Genomic DNA, 20,804 nt, shown 5'->3' on the forward strand with positions numbered 1-20,804 from the left:
TTTCCTCCATTAAAAGTTTACAACTGCGTATGTAGGGTCACTTAGCAGTGTTATGTATGTTGCAGCCCCTGCAAGGCTGGTACCCTTAACAAGGTCATCCTGTTTCATTCCTCTAAATTCGGCACTGAGCTCGCATACGTAAACTTTAGCACCCATTTCAATAACTTCTATCATTAACTTGTCCAATCTATCGAAAGCTGGATGTTTAACCTTTTTTGCGTTACCTTTTTTGGCTATACTTACTCCATCCATGAGCAGGAATATTGTCACTTTTTTACCCATACTGAGGGCAGCTTTTGAGAATATGAATGTGGCGTATGCACGTTCTGCATTACCTATCCCATTACTTTGTGCAACAAGTACTTTATCCCTATTAGCTACTGCAGTGGATGTTGAAGTAGTTTTTTCTACTTTTTCCAGTAAAATATAACTCTTATTGTCATCTGTACCTTTTTCAACCACTTTACCACTCATTTCTGGAATGGAAATGGCTATATCTTCAATGGCTTCACTACTTTTACTTTTGACCTTTAAGCGTTCTCCAGTTGCCATAGAACTAAGCTTGTCCCCTACCAGTATGATAGGTCCGGGGCATGTTTCTCCAGTAACGTCTAATTCTACTGCTTGTGATTTTGTCATTCTAACTACAACCTGTTTATCTGAATTTTCCATTTCAAATGCGAAACCATATTTCTCTGCTATGTTTTCAAGGCCTTCTTCTGATCCTGGGCTGAGAGTTAAGATAAGCCCATCATCTGCACCGTTTTTTATAATGTTTTCTGCGAGTATAGCTGAATTAGGTGCCTTAATTCCCAGAGCTTGCACTGTTTTCATGGCTGTTTTCTCCTAAAGTTCTCCCCATTTACCTTTAAATGTTTTCAAGGCGTCAACTATATCAACGAAGTTTTTAGGGGGTATGCCTATAACAACTTCTTCATCTGCTACTTTGGCGTATTTACGTGACCCGCTACATCCGAGGGTCATGTTTGGCACTCCTCGCTCTTTTACGGCCACTACTGCATCAGCACACAATGATTGTATACCTGAATAGTCGCTGGAAATTCTACCACCTTTTGCTCTTAAATAAGCTTGAGATACTCTTAAAGCTTGTTTTGGTGTAATTACAAGAACTATTACATCTGGTTCATATTCTGCACTTTCTAAGGGTGAATAAATTGAAGCATAGTAATTTTCGCTGGATTTAGGAATAGCAGCTACGGTTTCCTGGGCACCTTCAGGGGTTTCAAAGTTTCCAAGCTGGTGGTACATCTTTCCAGAAGCTACACTCACAGGTAATGGTTCAATTCCCATTACACCGGCTCCCCCTTTGCACATGTGTTCATCAGAAGTTGCATAACCTTTATTTCCAGTTAACCTTGCGTCCTGGACAAATTCACAGTGTCTTTTCTTTTCACTTATTTTGAGATAACCTTCAGGTATTTCATCAGCGGATTTTACCAGTTTTACAGCTACAGGACTTCCTTTTAGTCCTAACAATTCTTTTAATTCTTTTACTTTTTCTTCATACATTGTATCTGCCCTCTGCAAAATGATATATTTGAACTATACTTTATAGTATAACTATACTTTATAGTATAATTTCTACTATTTAAACTTTGTCCTTTGATAAAATGAAAAACATGCCTATATAAAAGAATAACGCGAAATACGTGCAGTAGGTAATATTTATATATAAGTTAATAAATTATACTATATAGTATAAAGAATTGAGATGGAGATCATGGAAGAATTATCAAATACAGAAAGGCTGATTGTGTCATATATAAGATTTCACCCGCCTGAAGACTGCATGCTGGATAAAATAACGAGGGGTACAAGCAGGAGCCGAGCTACTGTGCTTAAGTATCTTGAAATATTGCATGCAAAAGGAATATTAGATTTTAAATTTGTGGGCAGGAGTAAATTGTGGTTTTTAAAACAAGCTATCCCTGAAAAACCTGAAATCATATCTGAACCTGTTGATCTTGACATTCAAGAAACAAAGGAGCTTGTATCAGCTGCTTCAAGACTGCATGCACTAAGGTCAAAGGAACTGGAACTTAAAATGTTAATTGACAGTCCAGATGCATTAATATTCACTGTTAATATGCATATGGATATCATAACATTTAATAATACGTTTGATACATTCTTTCCAGCAAAAAAGAATCTACGTGACATAATAAGCAGTGAACAAATAAATATGATTGAAAACCTTACGCGATCATTGAGTTTGAAGGATAATATAACCCTTGAAATAGATATGATGGAAAAGTTGGACATATACAGACCCTATAAAATATCAATGCAGCCGATTTTGGATGATAATGAAACTGTTATTGGTATTGTTATTATAGGGGAAGAACTTTCACGATCCAGACGTACAAAGCGCGAGTTAGAAACACTGTTATCAATAGCTCAGGCTGCAAGTTCAGCAAGTAGTGAAGAACAGCTTATGGAAGAAGCAACAGTAAGTATCAAAGATATAATTCCATATGAATATTGTACGATATTTTTAAAGGATAATGGAAATATAATACCCGCTTACGAAACATCGGAGTCAACTGCCGAATTACTTCCACATGTTAAAGGATTTATTGAAAAAAGTATGAATACGCTGGAGGCAAAATCTGCCGGGAATGGAGACTTTTATCTTGAAAATGTCAAATCAGTAATGGAAGACATGTCTATTTCTTTGATGCTGTCTATTCCCATTATCGATGAAGATTCTGCAATTGGTTCTATACTTCTACTGACTACTTTAACTTCAGTTAGCTCTGTAAGCATTGAAAATGTAGAGATGGCTGCCGATGAACTTTCAGGATATCTTAAGATGCAGAGGTTAACCAGTGAGAAAGAGGAATTTGCCAACACTTTGCTTGCAATGAACCAGATTTCAACTGTACTCAATTCCACAAGCAACGAAGATGAAATGCTTGAAAAGGCTGTAAAATCCACTATTAATTCACTGGGCTTTGAAATGGGTTGTATTTATCTAAATGATGATAAAGAAGAATTAACTTTAAGGGTACACCGAAATCTTCCTGAAGGTCTTAAGAATATGTGCATGGCTGGCATGTTTAAAGATCTCTTCAGTAAAACCCTTGAAAAACAGAATTTAGTATATATAACGTCTGAATCTGAAGAATATGAATCCCTTGAACCTGCAGTTAAAGCAAATGGTATAAGAACTATGTTAATATTACCCATTAAAAGCGGCGATAATATAATAGGTCTTTTAAATATGGGCAGCAGACAGATAAAACATTACAATGATATTAGTCTCGAAAATCTTAGTTCTATTGGTTTGCAATTAGGTTTAGCTCTTGAAAAATCAAGATTAGCAATTAAACTAAAGGTAGAAAGTAACAGAGATACACATATTTAATTTTATACTAAAGATAACTCTTAATTAATAATTATATATAAACCAAATTTAGTATTAAATAACATAAAATCGGAGCGCAAAATGACATTTTCATTGTATATACTCATAATTCTAGCAATAATTGGACTTTTTTTAATATGGATATTCTGGTCAAGTATTATAGGTGCTGGATTTCAGCCTACTTCTAAAAAATTGGTTAAACAGATGTTGGATATGGCAGAAATAGGTCCAGAAGATATTGTATATGATCTCGGCTCTGGCGACGGTAGAATTGTGATTAATGCTGTTAAAATATATAATGCAAAGGCAGTAGGGTTGGAAGCAGATCCGTCCCGCGTATTCTGGTCCAGATTAGTCATAACACTTTCAGGTATTGGAAACAGGGCCAAAATTATATGGGGAAATTTTTTCAATCAAAATATCAGTGAAGCTACAGTGGTAACTTTATTTTTAAGTGATACTGCCAATCAAAAATTAAAATCTAAGTTTCTGGAAGAGTTAAAGCCAGGAACTAGAATTGTTTCATATGTCTGGAAATTCAGAGGGTGGAAACCTGTAAAAGCAGATGAAACTGAAGAGATTTATTTGTATGTAATAGGTCAAAGTAACTTATCACTAAAAGAATGTAATATACGCTATTATTAGGCCCATGTTTAATTAGTTAATTCTGACACAATCCAATCATATACTATCTGGTGGACTTTTTCAGAAGATTCATCCAGACAATGTGCATTTCCAGTTAATATAAGTATTTCCTTTGGATCATGTGCTTTATTGTAAACTTGTTTAGAGCAGTTAATGGGAAGAACCGGATCATCAGATCCATGGATAATTAATATGGAAGTACCTTGAGAAAAATTAGAAACTGAATCAGTCCCGTGGCTTTGAGTTGAAAGTGTAACTACAGTCTTAACAGAACTGGATAATGCAGCAGCTTGAATCACCACTGCTCCTCCAATTGAATGGCCAACTAAAGCAATTTTAGATGCCCCTATATTTTTTAAAAACTTAATTCCAGCAAGTACATCATATACCGATTCTTTGATATCATGAGGATATCTGTAGCGGATTCTAAGGGAAGATATGTTATTTTTTTTAAGTTTTTCAGATAGATCGGGGTATAATTCTTCAGCTGGCGTGTCCCAACCTCCACCTACTCCACCTACCCAAATTACGCTTAAATTGTTACTGTCAACTTTATAAAATCGGCAGGATACTTCACCTCTATCAGTTATCAATTCTACAGGAATATAACCATTTTTAGCATTTTCTCCCATAATTTCTTTGATATCTATTTTAATATCCATTATATTTCCTCTTTTTAAGCTTGATATGAATTTATAAATTAAAATACGGTGCTTTAACTGTTTAATAAAATATATTTACTTAAATTTTAGATAATATTAGTAATAATTATTTATATTTTATTATTATAATAATTATCAACAGAAAATGTCCCAAGATGTCTACATATATCCTACTCGAATTTGGTATTCAATTCAATCTTTTTTAGTGGCATCATCTAATCAAAGATATTTTGGCCTCCTAATAAAAACAATCGAAATAAGAGGATTAGTGAATTAAGAAAACAATTAAATATTGATGATGATTCAATTTCTAATGATAGAAGAATGAGAAATCATTTTGAGCATTTTGATGAGCGTATAGATAAGTAGATATTAAATTCAAATGATCACAAATTTAATGATTTAAATATTAGTACTATGCCTTTTATAGGTGAAAATATAGATAAATATGATTTTTTACGTAATTATGATTTAAGTAAACATAAAATTACTTTTTGGACAGATGAATATTTTTTAATGCCTATATTTGATGAAATTATCCAGTTGTATGATAAAGTATCAAAACAAATATTTTGAAACAACCACTGAATACTTTTAACTAACTTAATTATTTAAAACATTCAATAAAATTGTCTAAAATTTAGTATGATCTGTTTAAATTATTATTTTATGTTTATATACTTTACATTTTTATGGACAGATGCAACTGCACATTTATGATTTATTTTTTATTTAAGCTAAGCCAAAATTTTTCTATGGAATTTACTACATTTATATTTTCTTCTAAAGTTTTTGGTTTATATAACAATAAATTAGGGCAGTTTTGTATTTCAAGAGTTTCTATTTCATTTAAAGAACTTAAAATAACAGTAGGGATGCATTTTGTAGCTTCTCTTTTAATAATTATATCTAAAATTTTTTTCCTAACTTCATTATGGTAAGTTATGATATCAGATATTATGAGGTCTGGTTTTCCTGATTTTTTGAATTCATTTGTTTGAAATATCATTTTCAAGGCTTGTTCTGCATTTCCAGCGAAACTTATGTTGTAGGAAAGTTCAGAATATTTGAAAGCTTCAATTAACAGCTCCAAATTTTTTGGATTTCTTTCAATAATCAGAATTTCAACGGGCTTTACATTATTTGGAGTGACCATAATAATATTATTACATAGATATTTAATAAATATTGTGAAATTATTACAAAAAATAACCTGGACATCACAAAGAAGTCCAGGAATACTAATGTTTATGACAAATTTAACTATTGTTATATGTTATATATGCTTTGCATATTTTGTGATAGATGCAGCTGCATATTTATGACATTATTTTTTCAAAAAATTTATAAAATTAATTTTAGTTATATATCAATTATATGAAAAATAATGGAAAACAAAAACAAGAAATTTCTATCATAAAACAAGATAAATTTGCTGAATATGCAGGTATAGAACTACTTGAAGTTGAAGAAGGATGGGCAAAATCTAAAATGGAAATAACTGAAAATCATCTCAATGGGATTGGAACTGTTCACGGCGGGGCTATATTTACTTTAGCAGATTTTACCTTTGCTGCTGCTGCAAATTCTTACAAAACTGTTACAGTAGCCATAAATGCAAATATATCCTTTATGAAAGCCGCTAGATCTGGAACTCTATTTGCAGAAGCAGAAGAAATATCTACAAATCCAAAGCTCGGTACTTATACAATTACAGTTACTGATGATAACAGTAAATTAATAGCAATCTTTCAGGGGATGGCCTATAGAAAAAAAGATAAAATAGATATTTAAATGTTAAATTAAAGCTAAAAAAAACTTATTATTTTTTAATAGGATATCAAAGAGATAAACTGGTGGTTATTTTAAAAATAGTATAGCTATACCTATTATTATCATTGTAACTAAAAAACCAATGATAATAGTACTAATAATTTTAGAACTGTTTTCATATATTTTACATAACAAATCTAAAACCCCTAATAATATATAGATGATGACAAGTCTAACGACTTAAAAAACACTTCTTTAAATTAAACCTAAAAAATTTAACATTTTCTCATCACAAAAATAAAAAGAAATTAATGGAGTTTACCAGTATTTTTTGTATATTCTCCAGTAGTACTGTGCTGCAGTTAATTTTGTTTTGACATAATGTAAATCAACTGGATTTACAAACTGTTTACGGGTTTCTTCATATTTAAGAGTGGTCTTTGTTATTTTTTTAAGTGTTGTAACAGAATTAAAGTTTAATTCATATTTTTTAGTGTTGGGATTTTTATAATAATGATTAGCGTATACTTTTAGGAAATTGTTGTTGTATTGATACGTTTTCCATACTACTTTTACATGATTTGCTGAATCTATATATTTTGTACCGTGATCTACTACTTTTACTGCTGCTGCTGGTTCAGCAAATTGGAAACCAACAAAAAACATAAATAAAACACTTAAAATCAGAAATATATTTTTATTCATATTTTTACCCCTTTCTACATGATATTATCTTTCATTAATCTCTGAGGTCTAAATACTCTCCAGTAGTATTGAGCTCCTGTCAATTTTGTTTTTGTGTAAGTTATTTCAACGGGATCAGTACTGAAATCAGATAATAGCTCTGCTATATTTGTAGTTTTAAGTGATGTTTTTGTAACCTTTGCAAATACAAATTCCTCATCATCACCGTACTCATATTTTTTAGTTTTTTCATTTCTAAGGTATTTTGCAACGTACGTTTTTAAGAAATTGTTGTTGTACTGGTATGTCTTCCAGGTTAATTTGATATAACCATCCTGACCATTCCATGCATATTTTGAGCCTTGATCCACAACTTTTACTGCTGCTGCGGGTTCAGCAAACTGAAAACCGACAAAAAACACAAACAAAACACTTAACATCAAATATATGTTTTTGTTCACTTTTTTACCTCCTTAATTCCTGCATCCAATTTTCAAATATGTAACTTCCAATATTCAGAAGTTACAATTAAAAAGTAACATTTTAAATATATAAATTTTTCTATATATTGAGATTTCTACATGTTTCAAAAAACGTAAATCTAGAAAAAATAAATAAAAATAAATCCTGTTTTTAAATTATAAACCTATCATAATTTTAGCTATTACAAAAACAACAGGCCATAATATAAATTCCATATCAGCTAGGGTGTGGGATACAGTTTCCAGTTCTTTATCATTGGTTTTTTCTGCCTTTTTGATATAGTAAAAGCTATACATACCTAAGAATGCTGAAGCAAGAGCAAACAGTGGCACTGCATTGATGTATACTCCCACAACTAAAGGAATGAATGAAATAATGTTTAAAGCTTGCAGAATGTTTATTGCACCTTTTTTTCCCAGCATTACAGGGAGTGTTTTTAAGCCTTCAGACCTATCATTTTCTATATCCTTCAAATCAAAGAACATAACATTGTTCATGACCCTCATAAATATAAATGAAAATGCTATTATAAAAGATATGTTAATACTCATTGAATAGTAAAAAAGAGGGAAAAATGCCCCTACTAATGCCCATGTTAGTGCTGTGAACATGTTTTTAAATACGGGAATCTTTTTTGTTAGGTTTTTGAGCACCACGTTGTACAGTATCCCACCGGCCATTATAGCCACTATAAAAACAACCATCCCCCAGTTTGAATATAATACCAGCAGAGAAACTAAAAATAAACTGTAAAAAGCAAATACAAAGGGATATCTATCAGCTTTCCTTTTTAAAAAAGTAGCCCTTTCTGAATTATTTTTAATATCCTTATCGATATCTTTATAGTAATCGTAGCTGTAAATTATCAAAGGCAGCAAATATGATATTAGCAGCATGGGTATAGAAATTTTGATATCCAAAATAATCGATGTGGATATTATAAAACAGGGACTGCACAGTGCAGCTAAATATCCTCCATAGGTAATTTCATTTTTTAAATATTTCAAAGATTTAAATTCAATATTTCTATAATTGGCGTTCGAATGCATATTTTTTCCTCCAGATTTTAATACAATTTTAAACATATTTCACTGATTAATAGATATTGACTTCTTGATATTGAATTCTTATTATCTGTTTATTTAGGCGAAAAAAACAAATAAATAAAAGTAATACAATTTTTACGTATAAATAATAACTATTGTTTAAAAATAAACTTTTTTATGAACATATAAGTTAAACTAGAGTCATATATCAAGTTATACTTAAATAATATAAAAAACAAAGTTTAAAAAAGTTTAAATCGGAGAAAAATATCAAATGAACGTATTTGCATTAATTTCACTGGTAGCCTTTATGGTGTGTTTTTTTCTTGGTAATTTTATTTACCATAAAAATCCAAAAAGCCGATTAAATACTATAATTGCGTTAACATGTATATTTGTAGGATTTCTAGCGTTTATAGAATTTGAATACAGGCATGCTGAAACCTTTCAGACAGCATTTTTCTGGTTAAAAATCAGTACCTTATGGCCAATAGTCCCTTCCTTACTTCTGCATGTCTCATTGATATTTACTAAATCTTCCTATTTAAAAAATAAATTAACCTATCTTTTAATGTACCTGCCTGGAATCGCCATTTCTGCAGTTGGATTAACCACTGATTTACTTATATCCGGCGCTTCAAAAGAATACTGGGGATGGACTTACATTGTTCCTACAAATGTAACTCTATATAACATCATGTCACTGTGGACAGTTGTTGCAGTGGTTTTAGCTGGAGGAATATGTTTTGCATATTATCTAAAATCATACGATTTAAAGAAAAAACAGGCTAAATACATCCTTGCAGGCCTTTACATACCTTTCTTTATAAGTTTAGCCACAGACTTCATGTTACCCATTGTATTTTTAAGGGTACCTGAACTGACAATGACCACCATGACCATGGGAATCACCCTTATGAGCTATGGGATCTGGAAATATAAATTTCCTGCACTTACTCCTGCCATCGCTGCAGATAGCATTGTGTCTACCATGTCAAACTTTTTCTTTTTACTTGATGATGACCTGCTTATAGTAAAGGTTAATCAGGCAACTATGGATCTTTTAGGGGTTGTTGATTCAGAATTAGTTGATAAACCTCTTAACACTGTTTTTGCAGAGGATCAAAAGTCTTTATTTAAAAAAAATCCATTTAACGGCGATAAAAAATCAATAACTAATATAGAAACCATGTTCAAGGCTAAAAATGGTCAGTTAATTCCAGTATTTTTGTCCCTCTCCCAAATTGAAATTGATAACTCCCAAACATTGGGGATAGTTTGTATTGGTAATGATATTACTGATATTAAATTGGCAGAAAATAAAATTAAAGCATCCCTTGAGGAAAAAGGGCTGCTACTTCAAGAAATCCACCACAGGGTTAAAAATAATTTACAGATTATAAGCAGCCTGCTCAGCCTCCAATCTAAATATGTAAAAGATGAAGAAGATCTTGAACTTTTTAGAGAAAGCCAAAGCAGAGTTAGATCTATGGCATTTATCCATGAACAGCTGTATCAATCATCAGATTTTACAAATATTGAATTTGGAACATATGTTAAAAATCTAATAAATTATTTGTCCTATTCATATTCCATAGATTCTTCTTACATAAACTTTAACTTAGATATTGATGATGTTTCACTGGATATCAATACAGCAATTCCGTGTGGTTTAATTATCAATGAACTTGTAACTAATTCGTTAAAATATGCATTTCCAGCAGATAACTGCGGTAAATCATCTGGTACAATTTTAAATGAGATATGTATATATTTACATTCTTATAAAGAAGATAAATTCATTTTAGTTATAAGCGATAATGGTGTTGGATTACCAGAAAGTACTGATTTCAAGAATAGTAACACTTTAGGTTTATTACTAGTAAACAGTCTTGTAGATCAACTAGAGGGTTCTATAGAACTTGACAGAACTAATGGAACTAGATTTAGACTAATTTTCAATAAATTAGATTATAAAAATTAATGCCATTTTTAAGACTTTTATCTAAATAAAAGTACATATAACGTGTTTTAAAGGTTTATAGATCTATTTTAGTTATTATACCTAAAAAATAGGCTTATCATCTTAATTTAATCATTTAATAGCATTCTTTAGCTTTTATAGATAAAAATATAAGTTAAAAATTATATAACTTAAATAAATAGTTTTAAATATATTTAGAAATTTCTAAACTTTTGTTTTAGAGGTGTGAAGAATGAAGGCAGATGCAGTTAAAATTAAAGATGATGTATATTGGGTAGGAGTCTTTGACTGGGATTTAAGAAGTTATCATGGATACACTCTAAATGGGACAACATATAATGCTTACTTAGTATTTGGAGAAGACAAAACAGTCTTAATTGATAATACATATCCTGGAACAGCTTCTCAAATGTGGGGTAGAATTGAAGATGCCTGCGCTAAAGAGGGAAAAGAATTCAAAATAGATATTATAATTCAAAACCATGTTGAAAAAGATCACAGCGGGGCCCTGTCGGATGTGCATAAAAAATTTCCAGATGCACCAATATACTGTACACAAAAGGCACTAGAGGGACTTAAAAGACATTATTCCCTTGAAAATGCAAATTTCAACGTTGTCAAAACTGGAGATGAACTTGACATTGGGAATAAAAAATTAGCCTTCCTTGAAGCTCCACTGCTTCATTGGCCTGATAGCATGTTTACACTGCTTGTTGATGAGGGTATACTATTTTCAAATGATGCATTTGGACAGCATCTAGGTTTTAAACAAAGATTAGACACTGAAATTCCAGAAGTTATATTAATGGACGCTGCCAAAAAATTCTATGCTAATTTACTTACTCCGCTCTCCCCTTTAATACTTAGAAAATTTAAAGAAGTTGAAGATTTAGCACTGCTTGATAAAATTGAAATAATTGCCCCATCACATGGCCAGATATGGACAGATCCAATGAAAATCATTGAAGCATACAGCAACTGGGCTACAGGTAAATGTAGAAATAAAGTGACCATTGTATATGACACAATGCACGGCTCAACACAAAAGATGGCCCATGCACTTGCAGAGGGAATCATGAGCGAAGATGTTGATGTGTTCATGTACTTTTTACATGAAGACGAGCGGAGTGAAATTGTAAAAGATATTTTAGATAGTAAAGCTGTCTTATTTGGGATTCCAACAATATTCAACAAACCATACCCAAGTATCGGTGACTTAATGTATTACCTTGAAGGTTTAAGGTTTGATAGAACAGGGTTTAAAAAATTAGCTCTTATTTTTGGTTCCCATGGATGGGCCGGCGGTGGAGTCAGGAAAATAGCAGGTGACCTTGAAAAATCCGGTTTTGAAGTATTTGACAAACTTGAAGTAAACTACGTCCCGGGCAAAGAAGAACTGGATAAATGTTATGAACTGGGTAAAAATGTAGCTGTTGAGCTTAAAAACAGGTAGACAATTTAAGACCTAAAACTTTGATTAACCAGTATTTAATTTTTTTTCTAATTATTTTTTATGGGTTCAAAATGCATTTCTGTCATATTCATAAGTATTTTGATTTTTCATCCTATTTTTGAAAGAATAAATGAAACTATAAACCCTAAAACTGTAATTAAACCTGTAAGATCATGAGTTTCTGAAAAAGCTTCCGGAATCATTGTATCTACAAGCATTGCAAGAATTCCGCCTGCTGCAAGCGCTAAAGTTAATGAGTTTACACCCTGCGGAAGCTGACTGAAGATAGCATAACCTGCAAGGGATGCTAACCCGCTGACAGCTGTAATAAGGAGCCACATACCAAATATTGAACCAGGATTCCACCCTGCATTTTTGATACCGGCTGTACTTGATAAACCCTCAGGTATATTGGATATAAATATTGCAACGACAGTTGCAACACTTACTGCTCCCCCTGTAATTATAGTAATCCCTATAGCGATTGATTCAGGAATCCCGTCTATTACAGAGCCCACAACAATAGCTAAACAATTATCTTCTGACATGCCGTTTGATTGAACCTGTTTACCTGAACGTTTACGGTGCTTCGCCCCATAACGCGCAAGGTAAATATTTATAACTGTAAAAATTAAGGCGCCCAGAAGAAAACCTGTAACCATATTGGGGAATCCTCCAAGGGAAAATGACTCTTCCATTAATTCTAGGGAGATTGCTGAAAGTAAAACACCTGCACCAAAGGCCATTATGGAAGCTACGATACGCTGCGGAATTTCAAATACATATGCAAACAATGCCCCTATTAAAAGAGCGGATCCTGCTATTAAACCCCATAACCCTGCCATAATCCATTCAGGTATCATAATATCACATCTTAGTTGACTTATAGTTTTAGGGGGTTAATATATCTTTCATTAAACTAAAATTAAAGTGATGCAGTGTCAATTAAACCATTGAGTTTCTTCATCATGTGTCCAATACCTTTGCATCCATTTAACGGATTAAGAACTTCTTTTTCACTAAACAATTTTTTCATCATGTGGGTATAATAATTCCCACCAAGAATAGTGATTTTTTCGCATTTATCAAGTTCTTTAAACTTTATCTGTAAAAAAAGATTCTTTAATGTAATTGGATTTGATGTTTTATTGTGGAAACATTCAGTGTACTGTCCCTGGACAACTTCATCTGGAAATAAAAACCCATATTTAGCGGATAAAATGCACCATGAATCAAAATCTGACTTTTTAGCGTATTGAATGCATTTTCGGGTAAATGAACCTGTATACAAATTTTCTGCTTTTACAGGGCCTGCTTCGGGATTTTCATCCCATATTTTCTTTTTCCCACATGAGATTATACATAGAGATTTCATCATGTAATATTAAAAAACATATTTAAAAATAGTTTCGCTATGTCCTGGAGGTTGTAAAATCGAAGATTACACAAAACATAACTGTTTGCATTTGAAAAATAATGTATTTAAAATATCGTTGGGTAAACTAAATATTTTTAAGATAATTCATATATCTAAATTTTAACAGAGGTATTTGTGTCGTCGAAGCGAATAGTTTTATATTTTTTAACATTTTAATATGATTATAAACCAGTTTAATTCATCTGAATCTAAAATAATAACTAAATTAGGCCTTAATTTGCTTAAAATACCCATATAAATATATATAATAAAGAAAACATAAATATGATAAATGGGGACTTAAGTATGAAATGTGAAGAAAACATAGAGCTTGAAGTTATGGATATGCTTAAAAAGTATGCAAAAGCATACGCAGACAAAGATATTGATGCTATGGTAGATCTGTTTATAGATGATCCTAATATTGTAGCGATAGGTACAGGCACTGATGAATGGGTTCATGGCCGTGAAGAGCTTAGGGAAGGATTTAAACGTGATTTTGCCCAGGCCGATAATATCCAGGTTAAATTTGAAAAGGTTACTATTCAATATGAAGGCAATGTAGCATGGTTATCAGCGTTGATGACAATGTACGCCGTAATTTCAGGAAAAGAAGTGCTACTTTCAGGGCGGTTAAGCATGGTTCTTGAAAATAAAAGGAATAAATGGTTATTTGCACACCTGCATTTTTCTTTACCTGCAAATCAACAGGAAGTAGGGCATTCCTTCCCAGAATGGATTATAAGCTGATTAATTAAATACTTATTTATTTTCAGTATTTAACCATAGTTCATCTAACTTACTTTTTAAAACATTGTGAAGTTTTTCAGCCCCTACTATTTCTTCTTTTTCTAAATTCCAGCTCGATGGATATAATAAGAATGGTTTGGACTGTTCACCACCTAATCCTCCATGACTGCCTATCAGTTCTTCAAAAGCAGCTACTTCATTTTTTTCACTGTCATATAGGCTGTTTACCAGAATATCTGGTACATATTTAAAACTGTCTGTCCTTTTTAAATGTAAAGCTGCGTTTTTTCCAAAACCTTTAAGCGGGTTTTCTCCTTCTATTTGATTATCTTTTAAATAATAAACTCCTTTAGATCCAATTACAATAGGTCCTTCCTCAATGGATCGAACCATTATAAATCCAATACCTTCATGTCGTATTAAACCTGGAATTAATTCAGGAAATACAGCATTGATCTCTTCAAAAGTCATTCTACTTTCCCATTTTTTGAAGTAGATCAAGCCAAGGTTACCTGAAGCAAGCACAGTGACATCTGCATCTTTATGATCAATAGGTTTTTCTCGTGGTTTTACTGGAATTTTGAGAGCTTCATTAAATTTTTCCAGCCGTTCACTTATTTTATCATCCTTATCAAGTGATTGCCAGATATTTCCAGTGAATTCTTTACCGCTTTTAACTGCATTTTCCCGTTTTTCCTTCATCCATTTAGTTTCCTGTCTCTCAATTGACTGTTTGATATTTCCGGTGAATTCTTTACTTCCTTTGATTGCATTTTCTCTCTTTTCACTTATCCAGCGTTTTCCATCGGCAATAGGATACGTAATTACCTGACTGAAGTGATCTTCATTTGTATCGAACTCATAATATATTTTTAAGTCCTTAGGAATTAGTTCGCGTACTAACCCTTCTAAAGAAATTCCATAGCGCTGTTTAAATGTTGCTCCATTACTTTGCCCATGATCAGAAAGTATCACAAAGTGATATGGTCTTGAAGCACTCTTTCTTGCATCATCTAGGAGCAAAAATTGTTTATCTAACTGTTTAAGTGCATAAAAAGCATCACTATCTTTTGTACCTGAATGGTGTGCTATTTCATCGTAACCTACATATGTAGCATACACTGCATCAGCCCGGCCTGTAAAAATATCTCCAATGATGGTACTTGTTGTTATCTCGCGTAAAAAAACATTGGCTGTAGCCCTCACAGCTAAATAAATAATGCTGCGGTTCATTCTAGGCCTTACATCTTTTCTCCACTGCCTGAAGCGGGATGCAATTTCCAGAAGAATGTCCCATACAAGCAGCACAATGGTACGTGCAAAGTTGTAGGGATTAGAATAGAAAAAATACCATGCCTTTGTATAAAACTTCGATAAATCACTGAGTTTGCTGTAGGTAAATATGGCATTTAATGCATCTCCAGAAAAAAGATTAGATCTACTTGCTCCATTTATTGCAAGCAATCCTTTTCCATCTGATACACGCCGTTCAAGTAAAGGTGCATCAAATAATCCAGTAGATACCCTTAATTTATTATCATTTTCCTTTTCAACCCACCTGAAAGCAGGCATGTCCTGATTATTTCCATGAAGAATACCCGCCTGGGAAGCACCAGTTTGGGAAGATAAATCAGTTTCCCACTGAAGAATTTTATGACTCCCTTTTTCTACCCACCCTTTAAGTGTGGGCATGTATCCTTTATCTAGAGCGTTTTGTAAGACAGCTTCTGCCAGTCCATCAATTTCTAAAAATATAACGCCAGGTTTATCAGAATGATTATTTTTTGAAAAGCGTTCAGCATATCTCCTTAAAACGGATCTGTAATAAGATGCCTCATCTCCAATAGTTAAAGCTCCAGATACAAGTGTATTAATAAGTGCTATCCCCAGAGGAACTAGAAATAAAGCTGAGTCTTTTATAGTGATTCCAGGGACAAAAAGGCTGATAAACCATATAAGCAAACCATTTAAAAGTAATGTACCTACTCCAAAGGTAAAAACAAGAAAAGGAAGGGTATAATATGATAAAATAGGCCAAAAAATAGCATTTATTATACCAACTAATACAACTACTATCAATGCTGTTTCCCAGCTGTTAATGCTCAGTCCCGGAAGAAACCATGTCATTAACATAAGTCCTGCTACTTCTGATATCAATAGGACTAATGTACGGCCCATCCATAGAATGTTCTGGTTTTTATCCATTTTTAACCTCGGATAAATGCTGATTACTAACTATAATATGAATTTTATCTGGTTATTAATCTTGTGAAGTTATTAATTAGTATATATTTATTCTTCAACCTAGTTTTAGAATTTTTAATGTTATTATATTTATTATTTAGGTGTTCTGAGGTTTATTACAGTGATTTCAGGTGGACAGTTGATTCTAAGCCAGAATATGTTTGTTCCAAGCCCGCGGTTTGTGTACTGGACCATATCTCCTACTTTGTACTTACCGACTGGATATTTTAAGAAGTGGGGACCCCTGATAAATGTTCCGATACCAGGTATCATAAATTGGCCTCCATGGGAATGGCCTGAAATCTGTAAACTGAATCTCCCTGTTGTTGAGCTGATATCTGCAAAGTCGGGTTCATGTGCAAGCAGTATTGCAGGTCCGCAAGAAGGTAATTTATTCATAATCAGATCCAAGCGGTGTTTATTTAAGGTGACACTGTCAACACCTGCTACGTGCAGCACAGCATCTCCACGTTTTAAAGTATAAATATCATTACTGATGTCTATTATATCGCTTTCTTGCAGTATATTACGAATTTTATCGGCTCCAAGCCAATGGTCGTGATTTCCAAGGACTGCTAGTGAAACATCCTTGGGTTGAAGTTTCTTAAGACAGTTAGTTAAATCATCTACAAGATGATCGATTGCATAAGATACAAAATCACCGGTTATTGCTACCATATCTGGATTTTGTTGATTGACAAGATCCATGACTCCATTTAGTCTATCTGTTGATATCCACTGTCCTAAATGAATATCAGTGATATGTGCAATGCTGTAGCCATCAAAAGAAGGGTCCAGTCCAGGAACTGTTATTTCAACCGGCACTATTTCAAAATGACACGAATCAAATTCATGCAATCCCATTTTTTCCATGGACTTGGACATTGCCCACTGTAATTTTTCTCGTATTTTAAAATCCTTTAAGTCATTTGAAGATGTATCCTTCATTTATCAGTTTCTCCCGAGTGGTGATAATATCAAATATGTAAAATAAAATTTATAAATTAATTTAAAATTCTGAAATTCTTTAATCCTCCAAAAGACTCATTAAATATGCCCACATTTCAATTTCTTCCATTGCTATAAAGTCTTCGCTGCGGTATTTAGATTCTTCACTTCTAAATGGATAGTATTCTTCGTTAAAATAGGCAGTCAAATATAAATCTCCGGATTTAAGATCTAATTCTTCTTCAACGCGATTTTTAAGTTTATTTATTGATTTTTCATCGATATCAGTAATTTTATAAGTCACATAACACTTTTTGGGATCATCTGAAACTCCGTAATCAACAACTTTAACTTTCATCTTTAATCTCCATATTTTAAAAAATCACTAATTATATGTTCTCCTTTCTTTATTTCACTTGATCCTACATGTCCAAGTATTGAATCATATAAAAAGAGTTTAGATCCTTTTATTGATTTTGAAAGAGGTATCACATCGGTATCTGGCGGGAAATACTGGTCCTGGTTAACTCCAATAACAAGTGTTCTGGCTTTAATTTTGTGTAATTCTTCTCTTACATCATATATCATAGTAGCTTCATTTTGCCATACAATGTCATTTGCATCAGAATTAGCTCCTTCTAATTCCATTTCATGAATTGATTCAAGAACTTCTTCATTTGAAGAATTTTTATAGTAAGCTGGCGAAAAACCAAATAAATAAAGCATCATCATCGCATTTTGAGGTCCGGTTTGGGGTTTATGTTCATATTTACCATCTAAATAATCCGGATCATTTTTAATGTAGTTGTTCATTATAGTAGATAATGCATAATTTTGACCTTTTGATGAAGAGCTTGTAGTGAGAGGTATGATAAAATCCATAAAATCAGGGTATTTTATAGCCCATTGAAGTGCAAGGAAACCGCCCATTGAAGTGCCAATAATACCTTTTAGGTGTTTAATATTTAATTTTTGAGTTAAAAGGGTATATGATGCATCTACCATATCTTCTACAGTATATTTTGGAAATAGGTGCCCCATACCTGATGTTGACGGTGATGAGGATCCTGGGTTCCCAAGAGATGTAGGACAGATTACATAATAATCATCAGTATCCATAACTTTTCCTGGGCCTAAAACATCTTTAACACGTTTTACAGATGAGTAGTCTCCAGAAGAGCCGTGCAGATAAACTATTCCATTGGTGATATTTCCATCATCATCCAGCTTTTTGGTTCCAAATGTGGCATATTCTATATTTAATTCAGGTAAAATTTCACCAGATTTAAATTTAAAGTTCTTTATAGATTCATATTTTGGTTTTAACATGTTATTCCCTTTATAATCAAAATTAAATTTGAATTTTTATAAAAATAATGTTCCACGAGTACATTATTTGATTATCATAGAAGCTAAACTTATAAATTTTAAATGGTTAAACTTACATTTAACAATTTAAATCACATAAACACGTTTTTTTATAAATCAACGTCTAAAATATGTAATTATTCACTATAATAATATTATAGAACAGCTACTATTTTATTTTTTCTAAATCATCAAAAGTTACACATTTTTAGATTTAAATTTAGTCAATTGTATATTATACCTGACTCTGATTCATATCTTAGTTTTATAAAATTAGTTTGAATTAAAAGAGGCGTGAATTTACTAAAATTAACTTATATAGGGATTATTAAGCTAAATAATAAAAATCTAAAATATTTAAAGACTCTGCTATCTAATAAATTAAATATTCTCTTAAACATGATTTATTAACTTTTAATTTGTTTGTCTAAAGAGTATTAGATACAATTTTTTCTACTGGTCTTGTGAACTCTTCTCCACATTTATTACATCTAAACACTAAGACCTGATTGTACTCATCAAGACCAATAATGCCTATTTTTTTGGTATCACATCTTGGACAATGACTAATCTCAAAATTGTTTCCAACATCTGTGTTTACCATAATATTACCCCTTTAATTATCCTTATTTCTCCATGCTCACACTACGCATTACTAACTTGAAATTAGTAATCATACTGGGCTTATTTATATTATCTGTTAGAGCAGTAGTATATTCTTTTCTGTAGATTAATTGTGTTACTTTTTATAATTCCAGTTTATAAGTAAAATTTAAAAAGGCTCATGTTCACAAAATCTACGATTTTTCACATGCCATAAAAACAAAGTTTTTTTCAATCAGAAAAATAAAAAGTTTTTTCATACTGGTTAATTTAAGTTGAACTTCTTTTAAAAAAATTCCATTTATTTAATCAAAAGTTACATAATAATTTACGCTCATGCCAAATGTTGTGTAAATAATATCGCTTCACTCGTGTGTCTGGTTAAATAAATTGTATTTTTTTTAAGATAAATCCCATATAATCAATTAAAACCACAATTTAACATAAAGTATAACTCATGGACATGAGCGGTAATTTAAATTGTAATATTTGCACAATGCTCCGACATGAGCATAAAATATTATTTTAAACATAGAACAAGACATTTTAACAATATTAAATATATTTAGTATAATTTGAGGCGCTAATCTGGAAACTTTTACAAGTGCAGTTAAGATATTGCAAATAATTAACATTTTAAGTATTTTACTTTCTAAAGTGATGTACTGATGTCTAAAATAATAATAACGAAATATAACATTTTTAATGGATAAAAGACAAAATTATAATTGTATGTATGAAAATGTAGCTGGATAAAAAAATATCCATTTGCTGAAAATGAAAAAGAGGAGAAAACGCATGGTATCTGCAAAGTTTTATGAAAAATTAATGAAAATATCTAAGGTAATGGAAGAAGAGGGAGATGGAATCAGTTATATTCGAAATGAAGCTGATAATTACACCATTGGAACAAGAAAATACAGTGAAAAAATCGCCAAATACCTTGATGAAACAGTTGGAACATGGGAAGGCAGCGAAGCTCACGTGAAAAAAAAGAAATCAAGAGGAAACAAACAGGAAAAACCAAAAAAAGTTGGCTACCTCTGGAAAATTCCAGTAACAGAAAGTTAATTATTAAACATCTAAAGGAAATTAACTTTAAAGAGTTGAAATTGAATTACTACCTAAACCAAATAAATCCAATTTCTTATTCCTTAAATATATGTTTATAAAAACTTCAAGTACATTTAAAGAATATAATAAGTTTCAAGACAAACCTTATTTCAAAAAATATCCAATCCGAGATTTATAATCTCTAATTACATATTTCTTTTAATTTAGAATCTTTTATTTACAGTCTACTTTTTCTAAATTATTAATTATTTATTTTAAATTAACTTAAAAAAGCTTTAATGA

21 protein-coding genes are annotated in these 20,804 nt (G+C 31.8%); 7 read left to right on the forward strand and 14 right to left on the reverse strand.

Annotated features, from left to right (window positions below):
* Positions 1 to 9: 9 nt before the first annotated feature.
* Positions 10 to 834 carry a DsrE family protein gene (locus ASJ80_RS03990; RefSeq protein ID WP_069585647.1) on the reverse strand — a complete coding sequence of 275 codons (825 nt, stop codon included), beginning with the start codon at positions 832 to 834 and terminating at the stop codon, positions 10 to 12.
* Positions 835 to 846: 12 nt separating this feature from the next.
* Positions 847 to 1,530, reverse strand: a complete 684-nt coding sequence (locus ASJ80_RS03995) for a DUF169 domain-containing protein (RefSeq protein ID WP_069585646.1) — start codon at positions 1,528 to 1,530, stop codon at positions 847 to 849.
* A gap of 211 nt (positions 1,531 to 1,741) precedes the next feature.
* Between ASJ80_RS03995 and ASJ80_RS04000 the strand changes: the two genes are divergently transcribed.
* Both ASJ80_RS04000 and ASJ80_RS04005 read left to right on the forward strand, forming a co-directional pair.
* On the forward strand, positions 1,742 to 3,388 hold the full coding sequence (locus ASJ80_RS04000) for a GAF domain-containing protein (protein ID WP_069585729.1): 1,647 nt from the start codon (positions 1,742 to 1,744) through the stop codon (positions 3,386 to 3,388).
* 81 nt (positions 3,389 to 3,469) lie between these two features.
* Positions 3,470 to 4,033 (forward strand): class I SAM-dependent methyltransferase, encoded by a 564-nt coding sequence (locus tag ASJ80_RS04005; RefSeq protein ID WP_141705221.1) that lies wholly within the window; start codon positions 3,470 to 3,472, stop codon positions 4,031 to 4,033.
* A gap of 8 nt (positions 4,034 to 4,041) precedes the next feature.
* On the opposite strand, the gene ASJ80_RS04010 is transcribed toward ASJ80_RS04005, so the two are convergent.
* Both ASJ80_RS04010 and ASJ80_RS04015 read right to left on the reverse strand, forming a co-directional pair.
* Positions 4,042 to 4,695 carry an alpha/beta hydrolase gene (locus tag ASJ80_RS04010; RefSeq protein ID WP_069585728.1) on the reverse strand — a complete coding sequence of 218 codons (654 nt, stop codon included), beginning with the start codon at positions 4,693 to 4,695 and terminating at the stop codon, positions 4,042 to 4,044.
* Positions 4,696 to 5,416: 721 nt separating this feature from the next.
* Positions 5,417 to 5,851, reverse strand: coding sequence for a response regulator (locus ASJ80_RS04015; protein ID WP_069585727.1), 435 nt, complete (start codon positions 5,849 to 5,851; stop codon positions 5,417 to 5,419).
* A gap of 221 nt (positions 5,852 to 6,072) precedes the next feature.
* On the opposite strand from ASJ80_RS04015, the gene ASJ80_RS04020 reads away from it, so the two are divergent.
* Entirely contained in the window at positions 6,073 to 6,489 is a 417-nt protein-coding gene (locus tag ASJ80_RS04020; RefSeq protein ID WP_069585726.1) for a PaaI family thioesterase, read from the forward strand.
* Between the two features lie 297 nt (positions 6,490 to 6,786).
* Here the strand turns inward: ASJ80_RS04020 and ASJ80_RS04025 are convergent, their stop codons facing one another.
* The 3 genes from ASJ80_RS04025 to ASJ80_RS04035 form a co-directional block, all read right to left on the reverse strand.
* The gene (locus ASJ80_RS04025) at positions 6,787 to 7,173 is read right to left on the reverse strand and encodes a hypothetical protein (RefSeq protein ID WP_069585725.1); all 387 of its coding nucleotides are present in this window, start codon (positions 7,171 to 7,173) and stop codon (positions 6,787 to 6,789) included.
* Positions 7,174 to 7,187: 14 nt separating this feature from the next.
* Positions 7,188 to 7,613, reverse strand: a complete 426-nt coding sequence (locus ASJ80_RS04030; protein ID WP_069585724.1) for a hypothetical protein — start codon at positions 7,611 to 7,613, stop codon at positions 7,188 to 7,190.
* 177 nt (positions 7,614 to 7,790) lie between these two features.
* Entirely contained in the window at positions 7,791 to 8,684 is an 894-nt protein-coding gene (locus ASJ80_RS04035) for a UbiA family prenyltransferase (RefSeq protein ID WP_069585732.1), read from the reverse strand.
* A gap of 271 nt (positions 8,685 to 8,955) precedes the next feature.
* Between ASJ80_RS04035 and ASJ80_RS04040 the strand changes: the two genes are divergently transcribed.
* Both ASJ80_RS04040 and ASJ80_RS04045 read left to right on the forward strand, forming a co-directional pair.
* Positions 8,956 to 10,665, forward strand: a complete 1,710-nt coding sequence (locus ASJ80_RS04040) for a histidine kinase dimerization/phosphoacceptor domain -containing protein (RefSeq protein WP_069585723.1) — start codon at positions 8,956 to 8,958, stop codon at positions 10,663 to 10,665.
* A gap of 232 nt (positions 10,666 to 10,897) precedes the next feature.
* Positions 10,898 to 12,118 (forward strand): FprA family A-type flavoprotein, encoded by a 1,221-nt coding sequence (locus ASJ80_RS04045; RefSeq protein ID WP_069585722.1) that lies wholly within the window; start codon positions 10,898 to 10,900, stop codon positions 12,116 to 12,118.
* Positions 12,119 to 12,225: 107 nt separating this feature from the next.
* Here the strand turns inward: ASJ80_RS04045 and ASJ80_RS04050 are convergent, their stop codons facing one another.
* Entirely contained in the window at positions 12,226 to 12,981 is a 756-nt protein-coding gene (locus ASJ80_RS04050; RefSeq protein WP_069585721.1) for a ZIP family metal transporter, read from the reverse strand.
* A 62-nt stretch (positions 12,982 to 13,043) separates the two neighbouring features.
* Positions 13,044 to 13,493: a DUF6884 domain-containing protein gene (locus tag ASJ80_RS04055; protein WP_069585720.1), complete on the reverse strand. Its 450-nt coding sequence runs from the start codon at positions 13,491 to 13,493 to the stop codon at positions 13,044 to 13,046.
* Between the two features lie 348 nt (positions 13,494 to 13,841).
* On the opposite strand from ASJ80_RS04055, the gene ASJ80_RS04060 reads away from it, so the two are divergent.
* Positions 13,842 to 14,285: a nuclear transport factor 2 family protein gene (locus tag ASJ80_RS04060; protein WP_069585719.1), complete on the forward strand. Its 444-nt coding sequence runs from the start codon at positions 13,842 to 13,844 to the stop codon at positions 14,283 to 14,285.
* Positions 14,286 to 14,297: 12 nt separating this feature from the next.
* Here the strand turns inward: ASJ80_RS04060 and ASJ80_RS04065 are convergent, their stop codons facing one another.
* The 5 genes from ASJ80_RS04065 to ASJ80_RS16880 form a co-directional block, all read right to left on the reverse strand.
* Entirely contained in the window at positions 14,298 to 16,490 is a 2,193-nt protein-coding gene (locus ASJ80_RS04065) for a phage holin family protein (protein ID WP_069585718.1), read from the reverse strand.
* Between the two features lie 132 nt (positions 16,491 to 16,622).
* Positions 16,623 to 17,477 (reverse strand): metallophosphoesterase, encoded by an 855-nt coding sequence (locus tag ASJ80_RS04070; protein ID WP_069585717.1) that lies wholly within the window; start codon positions 17,475 to 17,477, stop codon positions 16,623 to 16,625.
* A gap of 79 nt (positions 17,478 to 17,556) precedes the next feature.
* The gene (locus tag ASJ80_RS04075) at positions 17,557 to 17,835 is read right to left on the reverse strand and encodes a DUF5750 family protein (RefSeq protein WP_069585716.1); all 279 of its coding nucleotides are present in this window, start codon (positions 17,833 to 17,835) and stop codon (positions 17,557 to 17,559) included.
* A 2-nt stretch (positions 17,836 to 17,837) separates the two neighbouring features.
* On the reverse strand, positions 17,838 to 18,806 hold the full coding sequence (locus ASJ80_RS04080; protein WP_069585715.1) for an alpha/beta fold hydrolase: 969 nt from the start codon (positions 18,804 to 18,806) through the stop codon (positions 17,838 to 17,840).
* Between the two features lie 466 nt (positions 18,807 to 19,272).
* Positions 19,273 to 19,449 (reverse strand): hypothetical protein, encoded by a 177-nt coding sequence (locus tag ASJ80_RS16880; protein ID WP_176720340.1) that lies wholly within the window; start codon positions 19,447 to 19,449, stop codon positions 19,273 to 19,275.
* Between the two features lie 797 nt (positions 19,450 to 20,246).
* Between ASJ80_RS16880 and ASJ80_RS04085 the strand changes: the two genes are divergently transcribed.
* Positions 20,247 to 20,519, forward strand: a complete 273-nt coding sequence (locus ASJ80_RS04085) for a hypothetical protein (protein WP_048082603.1) — start codon at positions 20,247 to 20,249, stop codon at positions 20,517 to 20,519.
* Positions 20,520 to 20,804 lie beyond the last annotated feature (285 nt).

The sequence above is a fragment of the Methanobacterium bryantii genome, from assembly GCF_002287175.1.
Lineage (GTDB): Archaea > Methanobacteriota > Methanobacteria > Methanobacteriales > Methanobacteriaceae > Methanobacterium_D > Methanobacterium_D bryantii.